Consider the following 19,052-nt stretch of genomic DNA (forward strand, 5'->3'; position numbering starts at 1 on the left):
GGGACATCATGACCACCTGGCTGTCGGCCCTTTCGATTTATCGCGATAAACGTATTCTGGCGATTACCTTTCTTGGGTTTTCGTCGGGTGTTCCGCTTCTGTTGTCGGGCAGTATCTTGCAGGCATGGCTAACGCAAGAAGATATTGATCTCACTGCCATCGGATTATTCTCACTGGTGGGACTTCCCTACACCTTAAAATTTCTGTGGGCGCCACTCATTGATAATCTACAAATACCCGTTCTCGATAAATTACTCGGGCGGCGCCGTAGCTGGCTGGTGTTTTTGCAAGCTTGTCTTATCGGGGCAACCCTTGTACTTGCCTTTAGCGATCCGAAGGCCGATCTCCTGCATGTGGCGATTGCCGCCCTCCTCGTCGCCTTCGCCTCCGCGTCTTATGATATCATTGTCGACGCCTTTCGCATCGAAATCTGTGATGACAAGAATATGGCTGCGGGGGCGGCGACCTATGTTTATGGCTACCGGGTTGCCATGTGGTTGACAGGTTTCAGCAGCTTCCTAATCGCCGATTTTTTTGGCTGGACCATCAGCTACCTGGTCATGGCCTGCTTCATTCTCATTGGTACTATCACCGTGTTCTTTACCCGAGAGCCCGCTGTCACGGCCCAACCTGAACAGTCAGCACATCCAGCACAGCGACAAGATTACCGGCAATGGCTAGAGCAATCGGTGATCGCGCCTTTTCTAGACTTCATGCGCAAACCCCATTGGTTAATCATTATCCTTTTTACCGTCCTGTACAAATTCGGGGACAGTTTGGCGGGCGCAATGACGAACCCTTTCTATATTCAAACGGGATTTACGTTGACGGAAATTGCGGAGATTGTGAAAACTTTCGGCACGGTCGCGACTTTCATTGGACTGTTTTTCGGTGGATGGCTGCTCGCCGCAACAACAATGTACAAATCGCTCTGGGTGTGCGGCCTGTTGCAAATGTTTTCAAATTTACTCTTTGCGGCACAGGCAAGCATTGGCCATGACCTCGCCTTTCTGGCGCTTACAATCGGTGTCGAAAATATTGCCGGCGGTATGGGAACGGCAGTCTTCGTTGCATATCTGTCCAGTCTTTGTAATATAACCTATACCGCAACCCAATATGCCTTGCTCACTTCATTGACAGCAGTAGCAAGAACAGTGTTGGTCGCGCCTGCGGGATGGCTGGCGGAACAAGTTGGCTGGTTCGAATTTTTTCTGGTCACGACGGTTGCGGCAATCCCCGGCTTGATATTACTTTGGTGGTTGTCCCGAAAGCAGCCGATACCGGAAGAACAAGAGGCACATCTGAGGCCCATGGAGTAATCATGAATATTGCGAACCTACTACAACGAACAGCGCGAACGTATCCGGATTTGCCGGCACTTGCCTATGGAAATGATCTGACTGCGACTTACAAGCAATTTGAAACGCAATCCGCCGCTATGGCGGGTGCTTTGCGCGGCGAAATGGGGCTACAGACAGGCGATCGCGTCGCCCTTATCATGAAAAACCATCCAGAATATTGGATTGCTTTGTTTGCCGTGTGGCGCGCCGGCCTCGTCGCTGTTCCCGTCAACGCCAAGCTCCATATTAACGAGTTTCGCTATATTCTTGAAAATTCTGACACCCGAATGTGTTTTGCGACAGCAGAAATTGCCGATCAGTTGACCCCGCTCATCGATGAGCTGCCTGATTTGGAAGCAGTTCTCTCCATTCACAAAGAAGAGTATCAGAACCTAAAACTTGGTGCCGCCTTACCACTTCAATCCGTCGAACCAGATGATCTGGCTTGGCTTTTCTACACGTCTGGCACGACAGGAAAACCCAAAGGTGCCATGATCAGCCATCGTAACCTTCTCGTCGCAACTCTCAGTTATTTTGCGGATATCACGTCATTAAGTCCTGGCGATGCTGTTATTCATGCTGCGCCCCAGACCCATGGTTCGGGTTTGTATGGCCTCCCGCTGATTGCCAAAGCGGGAATACAGGTCACGCCCAAGAGCGGCGGATTTGATCCTGCAGAGACGTTAGCCTTGATCGCACACTATCCCAATTCCTGTTTCTTCTTTGCGCCGACCATGGTGCATCGCCTGATTGCAAGCCCGGCTTTTGTAAATGCGGATACCAGCAACCTGAAGCTTATCGTCTATGGCGGTGGTCCGATGTATGAAGCGGATATCCGACGGGCCATCGAGGCGATTGGACCCAAATTTGCCCAGATTTATGGCCAAGGCGAAGCACCAATGACCATCACCGGATTATCGCCTTCCATCATCGAAGACGATGCGCATCCCAGAAGGAGTGAAATCCTTGCCTCCGTTGGAACGGAACGTACAGATGTTGAAGTCCAAATCTTTGATGAGGAAGACAATCCGCTCCCGACAGGTGAGATCGGTGAAGTTGTCGTACGCGGTGATGTTGTAATGCTCGGCTACTGGAAAAATCAAGAAGCGACGGACGCGACATTACGCGGTGGATGGCTTCATACTGGCGATATGGGTTGTTTCGACGATGACGGCTTTCTCACCCTTAAAGATCGTTCCAAGGATATGATTATTTCCGGCGGCACAAATATTTATCCTCGGGAAATAGAAGAAGCCCTTCTGACTTATCCGTTGGTAGAAGAAATTTCCGTTGTCGGTCGCGCTCATAGTGATTGGGGAGAAGAGGTCGTTGCCTTCGTCGTTTGTAAAGAAGCAGCCCAAATTGAGCCCCGCGATCTCGACGACCATTGTATACAGCACATTGCCCGATTCAAGCGCCCTAAGGAGTATTTCTTTGTGAAAGAGCTGCCTAAAAATAATTACGGAAAGGTACTCAAAACTGAACTCCGCGAGAGATTGGAAACAGAGGGTTAATAAGGATTGTCAGACCCGCACCAATCTGTAGAATAGGCGGCCACACCTTTCTCTCCTGCATCGTCCAGATTTACCGGACCATCATCATGAACCAAATACCAGTCATCGCCGCGCGAGGCTTGAAAAAGAAATATGGAGACGCCGAAGTCGTCAAGGGAATCGATTTTTCCGTCGGCGAGGCGCAGTGCTTTGGATTGCTTGGCCCAAATGGCGCCGGAAAATCAACGACAATGCGTATGATTATGGGACTTTCCCATATTAGCGGCGGTTCCCTCGAAGTTTTTGGAATGCCTGTCGACAAAATGTCCAGAAAGGCAAAGGCAAAAATTGGCCTGGTTCCGCAGGAAACAAACCTTGATCCCGACATCAGTGTTGCAGAAAATCTAGAGGCCTTTGGCCGGTATTTTGCTCTACCAAAAAATGTTATTGCCGAGCGTGTACCAAAATTACTGGAATTTATGCAGCTCAGCGATAAGAAAAATGCTCCAGTGGTCGCCCTATCGGGAGGCATGAAAAGACGGTTGATCGTCGCGAGAGCCCTAATCGGTGATCCCGAACTTGTTATTCTGGATGAGCCTACGACGGGCCTTGACCCACAAGCCCGCGTATTGATATGGAAACAGCTTACGGATTTGAAAAAACAAGGTCGCACTCTGTTGCTGACCACTCACTATATGGATGAAGCCCAGCGTCTATGTGATCAAATTGTCATCATTGACGAGGGAAATATCCTCGACCAAGGAACACCTGAAGAACTGATTGGCCGTCATGTTAAAGGTCATGTTTTCGAAGTTCAAAAACCTCATCACATGAAGTCGTCGCCAGATAAATGGGATAGTGAGGATATCGGCGATTCCGTTCTTTATTTTGTGCATAATACATCTGAGTTTATTGATGACTTGCCACAAGAGGCCTCCTACCTGCATCGTCCAGCAAATCTGGAAGATGTTTTTCTTCGCCTTACCGGCCGAATTCTTCGGGACAACTGATTGAGATGATCCTTCCAAACCCAAAATATGTTCTCGCCTTTGTGGTTAGACAGTATTTGATTTTTTTGAAATTTGCGGTTCCCACATTGGTATCTAATGTGGCGAACCCTTTGTTATTCCTGTTCGCCTTCGGGTTTGGTCTCGGACAGTTTATCGACACCATGGACGGCATGAGTTATCTGACCTTCGTTATTGCCGGAATGATTGCCTATTCTGCAGCCTTCGCGGCAAGCTTCGAGACTACGATTGGATCTTTTACTCGATATTTTAATATGGGAATCTGGGATGCTATTCTGTCGACACCCGTGACCTTGACGGAACTTCTTATGGGGGAAGTTTTATGGGCGGCAGTCAAGGCGTTTTTTTCAGCCATAAGCGTCCTGATCGTCGGATTGATATGGGGCGGTATCCCCTCAATTTCAGGCGCTTTAATCGCGCTGCCATTCGTCTTTGTCGCGTCAATTTGCTTTGCCAGCGTTGGCCTACTCGCGACTGCCTATGCTAAGGGATACGATTTTTTCAGCTATTTCTTTACTTTCTGGATCACGCCGATGTTCGTTTTTTGTGGCGTGTTTTTTGATATCAACCGGTTTCCTGAAATCATCCAATTATTTGCATGGTTTTTCCCTATGACACATCTCATTGCCTCAATCAGACCTATGGTCGCCGGCCTGCCGGTAGATGGTCAAATGCTTGCCCTTCATACAGCCTATATAATTGCCATGAGCACTATTGCCTTTATCCTAGCCAACCGGAAGATGAGGCAGCGCCTGTTTGATTAACGATCAAAGCAAATATTCGGAAACCTTATTGCCCCGCCTCATGGGCCGCCAACGCCGCCATATTTACCAGATCAGAAACCGTCGCACCAATAGGGACAATTTGAACCGGCTTCGATAATCCAACCAACAACGGCCCGATTACCGTACTCTCGCCGAGAGATGACATAAGTTTAGACGCAATATTTGCGGAATGAAGTCCTGGCATTACAAGAACATTCGCGGGGCCCGACAAGCGACAAAATGGATACATGGCCATAAGTTCTGGGTTGAGTGCCACGTCCGCCGACATATCCCCATCATATTCGAAATCGAGCTCTTCCGTATCCAAAAGACAAACCGCTTCACGAATACGATCGGAAGTTACATGCTGCGGATTACCAAAATTGGAATAAGACAATAACGCAACACGCGGTTCATGCCCGAGGCGACGTGCGACTTCCACAGCTTCTTTGGATATTTGGACAAGCTCTTGTGCCGTAGGTAAATTTGTAACCGTGGTATCCGCCATAAAGACAGTGCGATCACGACCAACGATAACCGACACACCGGCCACCCGTTGCCCTTCTTTCGGATCGATTACTTTCTGGATTTCCTTAAACGCAACGGAGAAACGACGGGTCACGCCTGTTACAACAGCATCGGCATCTCCCATGGCGACCATACAAGAAGCAAAAATATTTCTATCTCTATTTACCAGGCGGACGCAATCCCGAAGAAGATATCCTTGCCGTTGCAGCCTATCGAACAGGAAACTATGATATTTTTCCCGATCTTCCATATCGCTCGCGTTATAGATCTCCAATCCCTCAGCGCCTTCGACGCCAATATCGCTCATTATTTTATGAATTTCGGCCTTGCGACCTATTAGAATAGGAATTCCGTAGCCTGCCTTTTGGAATTCAATAGCCGCGCGAATGACTTTTTCTTCCTCACCTTCGGCAAAGACAACCCGGCGCGGTGCGGCGCGGACCTCGTCCATGATCAACTGAAGTGACCCTGCCGTCGGATCCAATCGCGCCCGCAATTCATTGCGGTAGGCATCTTCGTCAATAATCGGACGTCGGGCGACACCCGATTCCATCGCTGCCTTGGCAACCGCCATTGGAACGTGACTGATCAGCCTTGGATCAAACGGTACAGGGATAATATATTCCGGCCCATAAACCGGACGCTGACCTTTATAAGCAGCGGCCACCTCATCCGGTACATCCTCACGAGCCAGCTCTGCTAAGGCTTCCGCCGCCGCAATTTTCATGGCTTCATTGATCGTCGTCGCCCGAACATCGAGGGCACCCCTGAAAATATAGGGAAACCCAAGAACATTATTCACCTGGTTCGGAAAGTCCGAACGACCTGTGGCAACGATAGCGTCGTCCCGAACTTCTGCTATTTCTTCCGGCCTGATTTCAGGGTCGGGGTTCGCCATAGCAAAAATTATAGGTTTCTCACCCATGGATTTCACCATGTCTTTTGTCACCGCATCCTTTACGGACAGACCTAAAAAGACATCAGATCCGGCCATTGCTTCTTCCAAGGTTCGGGCTTCTGTCTCAACAGCATGCGCAGACTTCCACTGATTCATGCCTGCCTCTCGGCCTTGGAAAATCACGCCTTTAGTGTCGCATAAAATTGCATTGTTATGGGGTAGTCCCATGGCCTTGATAAGCTCAAGACATGCAATCGCAGCGGCCCCCGCACCATTCACTACCACCTTCACATTTTTTATGCTGCGACCGGTAAGGTCAAGGGCATTGATAAGTCCCGCAGCGCAGATAATTGCTGTTCCATGCTGATCATCATGGAATACCGGAATATCCATCAATTCACGCAATCTCTGCTCAATAATAAAACATTCCGGCGCTTTTATATCTTCAAGGTTTATACCGCCAAAACTCGGGCCCATCAAACGAACACAATTTACGAACTCATCGACATCTTCTGTATCCAGTTCCAAATCGAAACAATCCAGATCCGCAAATCGTTTGAAAAGGACGGCCTTCCCTTCCATAACGGGTTTTGACCCTAGCGCGCCGAGATTGCCAAGACCCAATACTGCTGTGCCATTAGAGATCACAGCGACACGGTTACCTTTCGTCGTATAATCATAGACTGTTTCAGGATCAGCAGCGATAGCAAGACAGGGAGCTGCTACGCCAGGTGAATAGGCTAATGACAAATCATGTTGGGTGGCCACGGGTTTAGTGGCAATAATTTCCATTTTTCCGGGTTTACCCTGCGCATGGTAGCGTAACGCCTCATCGTATTGCCCGGAATCCCGCTTATCACTCATTGAACTGTGCCCTTGTCTTTATTGTGCTCAAAATTTGCCTAGAAAATAATTATACAAACCTGTTGGCAAACCAGCCTGCTATGTTAGTTTTCCTTCATGCCTACCTTAGTCAAATCCAAGTCGCAACCGAATAAATCAGCGACCCCTATGATGGAACAGTATCTCGCCATCAAAGCGGATCATCCTGACAGCTTGCTTTTTTATCGAATGGGCGATTTTTATGAGCTGTTTTTCAAAGATGCAGAGGTCGCCTCCGCCTCCTTGAATATCGCCCTGACTAAACGCGGAAAACATGCAGGAGAAGATATTCCCATGTGCGGTGTGCCTGTGCACGCAGCAGATGGTTATTTACAAAAATTAATTCGCAATGGACATCGCGTCGCCGTCGCAGAGCAAACCGAAAGCCCTGCCGAAGCAAAAAAACGCGGTTACAAATCTGTTGTTGCCCGCGAAGTCGTACGCCTTGTGACACCGGGAACGATTACGGAAGACTCCTTACTGGATTCGCGCGCTCATAATTTCCTCGTTGCCCTTGCCAGAGTGGGACAGGGTTATGCAATAGCTTGGCTCGATATTTCCACCGGTGAATTTAATGTAACGGCTATATCCATTGACGATATTGGCGCTCAGATATCACGATTAGATCCGGGTGAAATTCTAATGTCAGACCGTTGGCTGAATGAGCCCATTTTCAGAGATTTAAGTCAAGATTGGCACAAAAGTCTGACACTCTTACCTTCTGTCCGGTTTGACAGCCAAAGCGGGGAACGCCGCCTACAATCTCTTTTCAATGTACAAACGCTTGATGCCTTCGGGGCATTTGGCCGACCAGAACTTGCGGCGTGCGGGGCTTTGGTAGATTATGTAGAGCTAACGCAGAAAGGGAAATTTCCACTTATAAAGATCCCAACACAGCAGCTTAATAGCGACGTGATGTCAATTGATGCGGCGACTCGGCGGAATTTGGAAATGACACGCACCATGTCAGGCGACCGGCAAGGCAGCTTGCTGGCCATCATAGATCGAACCATCACAGGCGCGGGTGGGCGAAAATTAGCAGGGGATATAGCCAGTCCGTCAACCTCACCAGACGTGATCTATCTTCGCCTGGATATGGTGACTTATTTTGAACAAGACGATCCGCGGCGGGGAAGGCTGCGAGAAATCTTGAGGCGATGTCCTGATACGGAGCGCGCGTTATCTCGGTTGTCTCTGGGTCGCGGTGGCCCCCGAGATATAGCTGTTATTCGTGATGGTTTAGCGGAAACGGCACATTTACGCCAGACCATGTCCGGAAGTGGACTGAAAGCGCCTTCCAAAGGAATCACTCAAGCCGCAGAGCAATTGGGTTATCACTCAGAGCTCGTAGATCTGCTAATTCGGGCTCTTGCGCCCGACTTGCCGCTGCTAACCCGCGACGGCGGTTTTATCGCAAAAGGCTACCGTGCTGATCTTGATGAATTCAAGGCGTTGCGAGATGAAAGCCGCCGGCACATAGCCAATCTACAAGCGCAGTATGCCTCTCAGGTAAAAGTGCCGTCTTTAAAAATAAAGCACAATAACGTTCTTGGATATTTTATCGAGATTACCCCTCGATTCGTTGATAACATGGAAGAGAAATTCATCCATCGGCAGACAATGGCGAATGCGGTTCGTTATACAACCGTCGAGCTCGGCGAACTGGAAGATAAAATATCTCGCGCAGCCGATCGCGCGCTTGCGCTGGAATTGTCATTATTTGACGAGCTTGCTAAGAACGTAACCGATAGCGGCGCTGTTATTCTAGTTGCCGCCGAAGCGATGGCAACAATCGACGTGGCAGCCAGCCATGCGCAGCTTGCCAAAGAAAATGATTACTGCCGGCCAATCGTCGATGACAGCACGACCTTTGATATTAAAGGTGGGCGGCATCCTGTTGTTGAAGCCGCCTTGCAGGCAACCGCAGAGACCTCCTTTATCGCCAATGATTGCAACTTGAATGAAGAGCGACGGCTTTGGCTTCTTACTGGCCCCAACATGGCAGGCAAAAGTACTTTCCTCCGCCAAAATGCATTAATTGCGGTCATGGCGCAGATGGGTGCATATGTACCGGCGGCCTCGGCACATATCGGAATTGTCGATCGGCTTTTCAGCCGTGTCGGCGCTGCTGACGATCTTGCACGGGGCAGATCCACATTTATGGTGGAAATGGTTGAAACCGCTGCGATCTTAAATCAAGCCGGTTCGCGTGCACTGGTTATCTTGGACGAAATCGGCCGTGGAACTGCAACTTTTGATGGCCTGTCGATCGCCTGGGCTACTGTCGAGAACTTACATGATGTGAATGCCTGCCGCGCGCTGTTCGCGACGCATTATCATGAGCTAACAGCTTTAGGCTCAAAGCTCCCCGCACTCTCAAATCACAGCATGCGGGTCAGAGAGTGGAAAGGCGACGTTATTTTCCTGCATGAAGTCGGTGAAGGGTCGGCTGACAGATCATACGGAATACAAGTCGCTAAACTTGCAGGCCTTCCAAAAGCGGTCATCAAACGCGCCGAAAGTGTTCTGGAAGCATTGGAAAAGAAGGATCAAACATCCGCGTCGACACGATTGGCTAACGATCTACCTCTCTTTGCGACCGTCATTGAGGAAGTATCTGCCCCGAATGTCACAGAATCTGTTTCACCTCTTTTGGAAAAGCTGGATCCGATCAGCGTAGACGACTTGTCACCGCGGGATGCGTTAAAGCTATTATATGAGCTTAAAGAATTATGTCCGGACAAATAATCTAAAGAGTGACAAGGCGTAACCCGGACTCTAATCTGATACCGAATTCAGACTCACAACAAAATAACAAAAAAAATGGAGAAGCCGAATGTTTGATTTATCTGGAAAAACTGTCGTAATTACTGGATCCAGTAAGGGTATTGGCAAGGCCATTGCCCACCGAATGGCCATGGCCGGTGCCAAAGTCACTATTTCAAGCCGTAAAGCCGATATTTGCGAAAAGGTTGCAGCGGAGATTAACGCTGGAATTCCAGAAGGAGCCACAGGCGAGGCTGTCTCAATTCCGTGCAATATCAACACCAAGGAATCATTGCAAAATCTGGTCGACGAAACGAAGGCAAAATTTGGCGACATTCATTCGCTGGTTTGCAATGCTGCTCTTAATCCATATTTCGGACCGTCAGCAGATTGTCCGGATGAGGCTTTTGATAAAATTATGTCCAGCAACATAAAGTCCAATCACTGGCTGTGTAATATGGTGTTGCCGGAAATGAAGGCGCGCAAGGACGGCTCCATAATAATTGTCTCCTCAATTGGCGGGATTAGAGGTTCTGCTGTTCTGGGGGCTTATTGCATTTCAAAAGCAGCTGATATGCAGCTCGTGCGAAATCTAGCGGTCGAGCATGGAGCAGACAACATTCGCGTTAATGCTATCGCTCCGGGCTTAATCCAAACAAACTTTGCGCGGGCGCTATGGGAAAACCCAGAGATCTTGAAACAAGCAACATCCCGCGCGCCGTTGCAGCGGATTGGGCAGCCGGATGAAATTGCCGGTGCCGCGGTATTTATGGCATCCAGCGCCGGCACCTTCCTGACCGGACAGACGCTCACCATCGACGGCGGACAAACCATTACTTGATTAATTCTACGTCGATGCCACTTGGCCTAATACCAAATTAGTGGCAACAGCGAACATCATCACGGCAACGATTGTATCAAGGACCCGGCTCGCGGCCGGGTTCTTCATTACCGGTGTTAACATCCTCGCACTATAACCAACACTAAAAAACCAGACAAAGGATGCTGCGATTGCGCCGATAACAAAATGGATCCTGGCCGCAAATTCATATCCTGCAGCAATGGATCCCAGCAAAACAACAGTGTCCAGATAGACGTGAGGGTTTAACAACCCGAAAGCCAAGGTCAACATGATCGCTTTTCTACGTGAAGACACAATTTTCTGGTCCGAGTCAGCGATTAGAGGCTTCGGCCAGATTGCCCGCCAAGCAGACATTAACCCAAAACCAATCAGAAAAATGGCGCCTCCCCAAGTCGCCCATGGAACCAGCCAGGGAAAAGCCGCAATTGTAGATCCAAGTCCTAAGGCGCCAACCAGAATTAGGGATCCGTCGATTAAGGACGACAGCAAGCAAACTACAAAAACCTGATCACGCGCCATTCCTTGGCGCAATACAAATAAATTTTGGGCCCCAATCGCTATTATTAAGGCGGCGCCAAGCAGGGCACCGTTCATCAGGGCTGAGAATTCCATTCAAGAATGCTTTTTAGGCGATTTTTTACGTTGATGATAAGTAAGTGCCGCAACAATAAATTTTTCCAAGGTCTCTTTATCACACTCATCGGTTACAGCAAATATTAAAGCGCGTGATCCGCTGTAGCGGAATGCCTTGGGATGCGTTTCTTTGAAATCCTGTATCAAAGAAGTCTGGCAATGCACATAGAGGCCAAATTCATCTTCCTTGCCGGATGGCGCGAGGCGTATTGTCGTTCCACTTCCGCTTTTACTCGTCAGATAACTCGGCACGCCCCATTTCAGAGTCTCATCAATTTCGCCGACACCTTCCGTGCGATCCGCAGCCTCCAAAATTAGTTGCCGAATGCCGAGTAATTTTGATCGAATAGCCTGAGGAAAGGCTTTATACGTTGCGGCGACAGATAAATCTTCTATATCAAATTGCTTCATATCTTACGATCTTTCAAACGGGCGATTACGCCGAGAAAGCGTATTTTCAAGAATTTCCCCGTGTTTTTTGCTAAATTAAAACTAGCTTAGTGTTTAAAGCAGTTTAAGTTGCACCTTTATCGAATTCAAGACGAACCACGCACCGGATCCTTATGGAAAAGATTCCAAATCGCAAAGAAATAATAAACCGCAAATTGTTGATCTCGGAAATCGACGACATTGCGGCGAGATATTTGCCGACAAGTTTCGAGTTCAGGAGCGAACTTTTGGAAAAACTAAAGTCGGTTTTGGAACTTGGCAATAAGGAACTTGAACGCCGCTTTCTGGGAGCCAATAAGGGCCGACCAGCAATGTACGCCAATTCATTTCTGGTCGATCAGATTATCCGAACGATATACGATGTTGCCTCTAAAAAAGTTTACCGCTTAAGTAATCCGACGCCGGAAGAAACGCTTTCAATTGTCGCGGTAGGTGGCTATGGCCGCGGTGAATTAGCGCCTTACTCTGATGTCGATTTACTGTTTTTATTTCCCTACAAGCAAACTTCCTGGTGCGAGCAAGTTATAGAATTTACGCTCTATATGCTCTGGGACCTAGGGCTAAAGGTTGGCCATTCGACCCGTAATGTGGACGAATGCATTCGCTTGGCAAAAAAAGATGTCACGATCCAGACCGCTCTTCTGGAAGCACGGCACTTATGGGGTGATCAAGAACTGTTCACCGAAATGCGACAAAAATATATGAAGGAGATCGTCGCCGGAAACAGCAAAGAGTTCATTGAGGCGAAGCTGCAAGAAAGAGGCGAACGGCACGAACGATTTGGCAATTCTCGGTACGTCGTTGAACCTAACATAAAGGAAGGCAAAGGTGGCTTACGCGACCTTCAGACATTATTCTGGATTGCTAAATTCCTCCATGGGACAACAGAAATTTCACGGCTTGTGGAATTGGGTGTGTTTACCGAGAAAGAGCGGCGCCGTTTTACAAAGGCCTCCAATTTTTTGCGGACCGTCCGCTGCCATCTGCATTATTTGGCGAAACGGCCTGAGGAGCGGATAACCTTTGACATGCAATCAGAACTGGCCCAACGCATGGGCTACAAAGATCACGCCGGCACTCTTGGTGTTGAACGCTTTATGAAACATTATTTTCTGGTTGCAAAAGATGTGGGAGATCTAACGCGCATTTTTTGCGCAAATCTGGAAGCCGAACAGCAGAAAAAAAGCAGATTTGCCATTGCCCGGTTCGGCCTGCGACGCAGAAAGCTGAAAGGATACCTTGTCGAGAGCGGCCGTTTGAATGTTGCCAATGATGATGATTTCAAAAATGCGCCGGTAAAGATGCTGGATCTATTTCATTTAGCACAGGAAAAACAGCTGGATGTTCATCCAAACGCCTTGCGGCTCATTCGTCAAGATCTGAAATTGATCAATCGCAAATTACGCGCTGATGAAACCGCCAACCGGCTCTTCCTTGAGATGCTGACAAGTCGTAACGATCCAGAAACAACGCTGCGCCGGCTGAACGAAGCAGGCGTTTTTGGGCGTTTTATTCCTGATTTCGGGCGAGTGGTCGCGCAGATGCAGCATGATATGTATCATGTCTATACGGTCGATGAACATACAATCCGAGCTATCGGCATATTGTCTCAAATCGAGGCCGGATTGTTGATAGAAGATCATCCGCTATCTCATAAAATACTCCCGAAGGTTCTTTCGCGAAATGTCCTGTATTGCTCTGTTCTTATTCATGACATTGCAAAAGGAAGAGGCGGCGATCACTCCGTTCTTGGCGCAGAAGTTGCGGAAAAATTATGTCCCAGACTGGGATTGTCCGCGTCCGAGACAGAAACCGTGGCGTGGCTTGTGCGATATCATTTGGCATTTAGTAATTTTGCCTTCAAACGGGATATATCGGACCCGAAAACAGTCGAAGATTTTGCTGAAATCGTTCAAAGCCCGGAACGTCTCCGACTACTGCTTATTTTGACAGTTGTGGATATCCGGGCAGTCGGACCAAAAGTATGGAACGGCTGGAAAGGTCAACTTTTACGCGAGCTTTATTATGCCAGCGAAACGGCGCTTACAGGCGGACATATTTCCGAAGGTCGCGAAGAGCGGGCAAAACATTTGCAAGAAAACCTGACTGCAGCCTTAAAAGGCTGGAAGAAAGCGGATATCGAAAAGCAGATCAATCGCTTTTACCCATCTTATTGGATGGCGACAAACAGCGAGGATCAAATTGCCCATGCAAAACTCATGCGGCAAGCAGACAAAAAAGGGAAACTGTTTACCGTAGACGCCAAAAGCGATCCTTTTCGGTCAATCACAGAGGTCACTATTTTTACCGCCGACCATCCGGGGTTATTCGCACGAATTACCGGCGCCATGTCAATTACCGGCGCCAATATCGTCGATGCCAAGATACATACGACGACAGACGGGATGGCGCTTGATACCTTCTTTATTCAGGACTCCGACGGCAAAATCTATGATACGGGAGAACGGATGAAGAAACTCCGTGCCGCCATCGAAGCAACCTTGCAAGGCGACAGAAAACCGCATGTGGAGATCATCGACCGTCGCAATTCCAGCTTACCCAGTAGAACACAAGTGTTCAGGGTTCAGCCATCAGTCCTTCTCGACAATAAGGCGTCCAATACCCACACGGTAATCGAACTGAGAGGGCGGGACCGTTCCGGCCTTCTGGCGGATCTTTCGCGCACATTTTTCACGTTGTCTTTGACCATTTCTTCGGCCCATATTGCGACATATGGCGAACGGGCTGTCGATGTATTTTATGTAAAAGATAGTTTCGGCCATAAAATCACCAACAAAGTAAAGCTCAGTAACATCGAGAAAAAGCTGATGCTTGCCTTAACTGATAAAACCGCTTCCGGTACCAAGGGCGTCAAATCGAAAAAGAAAGCAGCAGCTGGGTAATTAGATCGACCGACAGGTGATTTAATGAGGGGTATTGTATGAGTTTGCTTAAGTCTGTCGCTACCGTAGGTGGCTATACGATGATCAGTCGTGTTCTGGGCTTTTTGCGGGATATCCTGATGGCGACAGTGTTAGGCGCGGGGCCGGTCGCCGATGCCTTTTTTGTTGCGTTTCGTATTCCCAACATGTTTCGCCGGCTGGTCGCAGAAGGCGCTTTTTCAGCGGCCTTCGTTCCGATGTTTGCCCGAAAACTCGAAGCTGAGGGAAAACCTCTCGCCCTGGAATTCGCCGGATATAGCTTGAGCATCCTGGTTGGGTTTCTTTTGATCTTCTCCGCCTTGTTCATGATTTTCATGCCCTTTATGATGCAGTTTCTGGCGCCGGGTTTCACCGTGGATGGCGATAAATTCAATCTTGCTGTCGAGTTTACCCGCATCACATTTCCGTATCTGATCGCTATGGCCATCGTTGCGTTGCTGGGCGGCGTGCTTACAGCATTTTATAAATTTGCGGCGATGGCCGCCGCTCCCATATTGCTCAATATTATCCTGATCACATGTCTTCTCGCCGCCATGGGTCAAAGCGACCGTGAAACAGGAACGCTCCTCTCTTGGGGCGTTGCCGCGGCTGGCGTCGCCCAAGTCATTTTCCTTGTGATCGCCTGCGCCCGTCAGGATATAAAAATCAAGGTTGGCCGGCCTCGCCTTAATAAAGACGTCAAACGACTGTTGAAACTTATGCTTCCCGGAGCCCTCGGCGCTGGAGTAATGCAGATCAATATTTTAGTGGGGACAATCATCGCCTCGTTTTTGGCGACGGGCTCCATTTCTTATTTATACTATGCGGATCGTGTCTATCAGCTTCCCCTCGGGGTGATTGGCATCGCTGTCGGGACTGCTTTATTACCCCTGCTGTCCCGGCAGATACGTGCCGGTGAAGAGGAAACGGCGATCGGTAGTCTCAACCGGGCAATCGAGCTTTCGTTATTATTGACCCTACCCGCCGCCGCCGCACTAATGGTTATTCCCTCACAGATAACTTTGGTTCTGTTTCAACATGGAGAGTTCACGGTTGCCGCGAGTGAGGCAACTGCCGCTGCCCTCTTTGCTTTTTCTTCTGGATTACCAGCCTATGTTTTGGTCAAAATACTGGCGCCTGCCTTTTTCGCGCGAGAGGATACGACAACACCCGTCATTGTCGGTGTCATCGCTATGGCGGCCAATGTTGTATTAAGCCTCCTTCTGATACAGGAATTTTCCCATGTGGGCATCGCCATCGCGACATCTCTGTCATCCTGGCTGAACGCGGCCATTCTTCTATTCCTTCTGGTTCGGCGCGGCCATTATCACAGCGATAAAAGACTAATCCGCAGATCCCTGGGAATGATTTTGTCCTCGGCGATAATGGGGGCCGGTTTGTGGTTTGCGGCTGATTTATTGCATCCTCAATTCTCAAACGACTTAGCCTCAAGGATAACCGCATTGGCTAGTATTATTGCCGGCGGGGCAGCCGTCTATGCGATTACGGCTCTACTGACCGGTGCTGCCAGTCTTTCTGATTTGAAAAACATGCTCAGACGGCGAGCGGACCGATAAGCGGTTGACGCATAGTCTCCGTCCTGCAATAACCGCGTTTCATTTTTGGGGTCACCCCCAATCTCCAGCCTCGATGGCCTGATAAACAGGCCCGTCAATAAGAGGCTCGTGTCCAAAGCGTAAGGAGCGTTTACATGTCGCGAATTTTTTCTGGCGTTCAGCCAACTGGCAACCTGCATCTCGGCAATTATCTCGGGGCAATCCGAAATTTTGTTGGTCTTCAGGAAAACTATGAATGCATTTATTGCGCTGTTGATATGCATGCCATCACCGTTTGGCAGGATCCGGCGGATTTGCGCAGTAACACCCGGGAAGTCGCGGCGGCATATCTTGCGGCAGGTGTGGATCCCAAATCTTCCATTATTTTCGCGCAAAGCAACGTCCCTGCCCACGCGGAGCTTGCTTGGATTTTCAATTGTATTGCCCGCCTCGGATGGTTGAACAGAATGACTCAGTTCAAGGAGAAAGCGGGCAAAAATCGTGAAAATGCGTCTTTGGGTCTCTATGCTTATCCTTCCTTAATGGCGGCGGATATTCTGGCTTACAAGGCGACGCATGTGCCGGTCGGCGAGGATCAGAAACAGCATCTTGAATTGACCCGAGATATTGCCCAAAAGTTCAATAATGACTATGGCGTGGACCTGTTTCCTATCGTTGAGCCGTTGATCTTCGGCGAAGCGACCCGGGTGATGTCGTTGCGGGATGGATCAAAGAAAATGTCTAAATCGGATCCCAGCGATTATTCGCGGATTACCTTTACAGATGACCGGGACATGATTGCTAAGAAATTACGCAAGGCCCGCACTGATGCGGATCCGCTTCCCGAAACGGAAGAAGGACTGAAAGATCGCCCGGAAGCCGCCAACCTTGTCGGCATTTATGCCGCTCTGGCGGACAGCAGCAAGAAAGACGTTTTGGCAGAATTCGCGGGATCACAATTCTCTACGTTCAAACCGCTTCTCACAGACCTCGCCGTCGAGAAATTTGGCCCGATCGGTGAAGAAATGAAGCGGTTGATGGCTGATCTGGGTCATGTGGACGCCATTTTGAAGGATGGTGCGACACGCGCGCGCAAGCTGACAGAACCGGTAATGAAAGAAGTCAAAGAGATTGTTGGATTTATTGCGCCGTGAACAGGTGGGTCATCTGTAACTTGTAACTCCATACAGAACTACTTACATTTAGAGGCGGTACAGCAGGTAAACGCAGTATTTCATGGGGCAAAATAAATGAGTGAAATAGGCAGTAGCGGTCCTGAGAAGAAAAGGATTGGCACTAATCGGGTCGGGGCGGCCGCAAAGCGCAGTTGGAAGCCAATTGTTCTCATCCTGCTTTTTATCGCCGTCGCCTATTATCCCGTCGGTATGTTCATGATCAACAATATCGAAGACGATGTTGAATTTGCGCCCGGCGGAGAGAACGTTGTCGCGGGCGGCAGCAAGGCTGTCGACATGATGGCCGGGCTAATTGATCGCGAGATCAACGTCAATCGCTGGACAGCAAATGATCCGTTTTTCATGCCCTCTGCGGCGCTCGATAATATGCCCAATTACCAACAAGGTGTCATTTCTGCCCTTGCGCGTTTCAGTTTCGAGCTGACGGACCAGATTGGCCGAACCCGAGGATCAAGTCAGACGGATCCGGACCTTCAGGAAGCCGCCGGTCTTTTGCAATATTCCGGCACGAAATGGGCATGGGATCCGTCAGTTTCCTGGCTGCCGACAGCCGCCTCGGAAGAGCAATATGAAAAAGCTCGCAAATCCCTGATCAAATACAACACACGTCTGGCTGCTGGAAAAGCAGTGTTTGAAAAACGCGCGGACAATTTGCTGGCGACACTGGATCGGATTGCTCTGGACATAGGCTCCTCAACTGCCGCCATTGATCAGCATATTGATGAAAATGCCGGCAGCTTCATCGACTTCAAGGCGGATGATCTATTTTATAACATTAAGGGGCAAAGTTACGGTTATTACCTGATCTTGAAGGCCCTTTCCCAGGATTACGAAACGCTGATCAAGGAAAGAGAACTGGTCAATGCGTGGGGCCAGATGTTGAGCAGTTTGAAATCCGTCGTTGAGCTCGACCCCATTATCGTCGTCAATGCGGCACCAGATTCGCAGTTTCTCCCCAATCATCTCGCAGCTCAGGGCTTTTATGTCCTGCGTGCACGGGCACAGCTACAGGAAATCAGTAACATTCTCTTGAAATAACGGCCCCGATGATGGCAGGATAATTTTCTGAGAGAACGACTGACGGAGCCTTTATGACCGACGAGACCCAGACAGAGACAATACGGAACAAGTTTCTTGTTGTCGTGGACGATACGCCTGAGTGCACTTCTGCAATCAGGTTTGCCTGCCGGAGGGCGTGGCATGTCGGTGGTGGTGTCATGTTATTATATGTCATTGAACCCCCTGAATTCCAGCATTGGATGGGTGTGGAACAGGCCATGCGCGAAGAAGCGCGCGAGGCTGCTGAAAACCGGCTTCAATCCCTTGCCGAAGATATCCAGAAGGAAACAACCATTATTCCGGAATTTGTTATTCGCGACGGTTTCATGAAGGAACAAGTGTTGACGCTGATTGAAGAAGATCCCGATGTTCGAATTCTGGTCCTTGCTGCGTCCCCGGATTCTGGCGGTCCGGGACCCTTGGTCAAAAGCCTTGTCGGCGAAATGTCTGGCACATTTGCAATTCCCATCACCGTTGTTCCAGGTAACCTGACGACACGGCAGCTGGATGCTGTTACCTAGTTTATCCCACGTATTTTTACTGAATATCATCCTGAAGAGGAGGGAGCGATTCGTATTTTCGCACAAAATATTTCGTCTAAAATTGTGGTAAAATGTTTGATACCCTCCTATCTATCTGAAAGATTTGGGTAAATTTCGACTAAAAAATCCGACCT

Annotated in this window: 14 protein-coding genes; 11 read left to right on the plus strand and 3 right to left on the minus strand. The window is 49.1% G+C overall.

What is annotated here, in order from left to right:
* Positions 1–8 precede the first annotated feature (8 nt).
* The 4 genes from V7723_RS06795 (at position 9) to V7723_RS06810 (ending at position 4,625) form a co-directional block, all read left to right on the plus strand.
* Positions 9–1,319 (plus strand): AmpG family muropeptide MFS transporter, encoded by a 1,311-nt coding sequence (locus tag V7723_RS06795; protein WP_335683691.1) that lies wholly within the window; start codon positions 9–11, stop codon positions 1,317–1,319.
* A 2-nt stretch (positions 1,320–1,321) separates the two neighbouring features.
* The gene (locus V7723_RS06800) at positions 1,322–2,854 is read left to right on the plus strand and encodes an AMP-binding protein (RefSeq protein ID WP_335683692.1); all 1,533 of its coding nucleotides are present in this window, start codon (positions 1,322–1,324) and stop codon (positions 2,852–2,854) included.
* A gap of 86 nt (positions 2,855–2,940) precedes the next feature.
* Positions 2,941–3,843 (plus strand): ATP-binding cassette domain-containing protein, encoded by a 903-nt coding sequence (locus V7723_RS06805; RefSeq protein ID WP_335683693.1) that lies wholly within the window; start codon positions 2,941–2,943, stop codon positions 3,841–3,843.
* Between the two features lie 5 nt (positions 3,844–3,848).
* Positions 3,849–4,625 carry an ABC transporter permease gene (locus V7723_RS06810; protein ID WP_335683694.1) on the plus strand — a complete coding sequence of 259 codons (777 nt, stop codon included), beginning with the start codon at positions 3,849–3,851 and terminating at the stop codon, positions 4,623–4,625.
* A 25-nt stretch (positions 4,626–4,650) separates the two neighbouring features.
* On the opposite strand, the gene V7723_RS06815 is transcribed toward V7723_RS06810, so the two are convergent.
* On the minus strand, positions 4,651–6,915 hold the full coding sequence (locus V7723_RS06815) for an NADP-dependent malic enzyme (protein WP_335683695.1): 2,265 nt from the start codon (positions 6,913–6,915) through the stop codon (positions 4,651–4,653).
* Between the two features lie 147 nt (positions 6,916–7,062).
* On the opposite strand from V7723_RS06815, the gene mutS reads away from it, so the two are divergent.
* Both mutS and V7723_RS06825 read left to right on the plus strand, forming a co-directional pair.
* The gene (gene mutS / locus V7723_RS06820) at positions 7,063–9,681 is read left to right on the plus strand and encodes a DNA mismatch repair protein MutS (RefSeq protein WP_335683696.1); all 2,619 of its coding nucleotides are present in this window, start codon (positions 7,063–7,065) and stop codon (positions 9,679–9,681) included.
* 88 nt (positions 9,682–9,769) lie between these two features.
* Positions 9,770–10,540: an SDR family NAD(P)-dependent oxidoreductase gene (locus V7723_RS06825; protein WP_335683697.1), complete on the plus strand. Its 771-nt coding sequence runs from the start codon at positions 9,770–9,772 to the stop codon at positions 10,538–10,540.
* Positions 10,541–10,546: 6 nt separating this feature from the next.
* Here V7723_RS06825 and V7723_RS06830 read toward each other — a convergent pair whose 3' ends face one another.
* The gene (locus tag V7723_RS06830; RefSeq protein ID WP_335683698.1) at positions 10,547–11,173 is read right to left on the minus strand and encodes a LysE/ArgO family amino acid transporter; all 627 of its coding nucleotides are present in this window, start codon (positions 11,171–11,173) and stop codon (positions 10,547–10,549) included.
* Positions 11,174–11,605, minus strand: a complete 432-nt coding sequence (locus V7723_RS06835) for a DUF1801 domain-containing protein (RefSeq protein WP_335683699.1) — start codon at positions 11,603–11,605, stop codon at positions 11,174–11,176.
* Between the two features lie 146 nt (positions 11,606–11,751).
* Here V7723_RS06835 and V7723_RS06840 point away from each other — a divergent pair, with 146 nt between their 5' ends.
* The 5 genes from V7723_RS06840 to V7723_RS06860 all read left to right on the plus strand — a co-directional run bounded on the left by V7723_RS06840 (position 11,752) and on the right by V7723_RS06860 (position 18,897).
* Positions 11,752–14,547 carry a [protein-PII] uridylyltransferase gene (locus V7723_RS06840; RefSeq protein ID WP_443024199.1) on the plus strand — a complete coding sequence of 932 codons (2,796 nt, stop codon included), beginning with the start codon at positions 11,752–11,754 and terminating at the stop codon, positions 14,545–14,547.
* Positions 14,548–14,585: 38 nt separating this feature from the next.
* Entirely contained in the window at positions 14,586–16,142 is a 1,557-nt protein-coding gene (gene murJ, locus V7723_RS06845; protein ID WP_335683701.1) for a murein biosynthesis integral membrane protein MurJ, read from the plus strand.
* Positions 16,143–16,276: 134 nt separating this feature from the next.
* Positions 16,277–17,275: a tryptophan--tRNA ligase gene (trpS, locus tag V7723_RS06850; protein WP_335683702.1), complete on the plus strand. Its 999-nt coding sequence runs from the start codon at positions 16,277–16,279 to the stop codon at positions 17,273–17,275.
* Positions 17,276–17,371: 96 nt separating this feature from the next.
* Positions 17,372–18,355 (plus strand): DUF2333 family protein, encoded by a 984-nt coding sequence (locus tag V7723_RS06855; protein WP_335683703.1) that lies wholly within the window; start codon positions 17,372–17,374, stop codon positions 18,353–18,355.
* A gap of 53 nt (positions 18,356–18,408) precedes the next feature.
* A complete protein-coding gene (locus V7723_RS06860; protein ID WP_335683704.1) occupies positions 18,409–18,897 on the plus strand; it encodes a universal stress protein in 489 nt (162 codons plus the stop codon).
* Positions 18,898–19,052 lie beyond the last annotated feature (155 nt).

It is taken from the genome of Sneathiella sp. (assembly GCF_036960985.1).
Taxonomy (GTDB): domain Bacteria; phylum Pseudomonadota; class Alphaproteobacteria; order Sneathiellales; family Sneathiellaceae; genus Sneathiella.

Excerpts from the sequence above, each read along its gene's own strand:
- V7723_RS06795 (WP_335683691.1), top strand. The coding sequence starts at position 9 with ATGACCACCTGGCTGTCGGCCCTTTCGATTTATCGCGATAAACGTATT.
- V7723_RS06800 (WP_335683692.1), top strand. The coding sequence starts at position 1,322 with ATGAATATTGCGAACCTACTACAACGAACAGCGCGAACGTATCCGGAT.
- V7723_RS06805 (WP_335683693.1), top strand. The coding sequence starts at position 2,941 with ATGAACCAAATACCAGTCATCGCCGCGCGAGGCTTGAAAAAGAAATAT.
- V7723_RS06810 (WP_335683694.1), top strand. The coding sequence starts at position 3,849 with ATGATCCTTCCAAACCCAAAATATGTTCTCGCCTTTGTGGTTAGACAG.
- V7723_RS06815 (WP_335683695.1), bottom strand. The coding sequence starts at position 6,915 with ATGAGTGATAAGCGGGATTCCGGGCAATACGATGAGGCGTTACGCTAC.
- mutS (WP_335683696.1), top strand. The coding sequence starts at position 7,063 with ATGATGGAACAGTATCTCGCCATCAAAGCGGATCATCCTGACAGCTTG.
- V7723_RS06825 (WP_335683697.1), top strand. The coding sequence starts at position 9,770 with ATGTTTGATTTATCTGGAAAAACTGTCGTAATTACTGGATCCAGTAAG.
- V7723_RS06830 (WP_335683698.1), bottom strand. The coding sequence starts at position 11,173 with ATGGAATTCTCAGCCCTGATGAACGGTGCCCTGCTTGGCGCCGCCTTA.
- V7723_RS06835 (WP_335683699.1), bottom strand. The coding sequence starts at position 11,605 with ATGAAGCAATTTGATATAGAAGATTTATCTGTCGCCGCAACGTATAAA.
- murJ (WP_335683701.1), top strand. The coding sequence starts at position 14,586 with ATGAGTTTGCTTAAGTCTGTCGCTACCGTAGGTGGCTATACGATGATC.
- trpS (WP_335683702.1), top strand. The coding sequence starts at position 16,277 with ATGTCGCGAATTTTTTCTGGCGTTCAGCCAACTGGCAACCTGCATCTC.
- V7723_RS06855 (WP_335683703.1), top strand. The coding sequence starts at position 17,372 with ATGAGTGAAATAGGCAGTAGCGGTCCTGAGAAGAAAAGGATTGGCACT.
- V7723_RS06860 (WP_335683704.1), top strand. The coding sequence starts at position 18,409 with ATGACCGACGAGACCCAGACAGAGACAATACGGAACAAGTTTCTTGTT.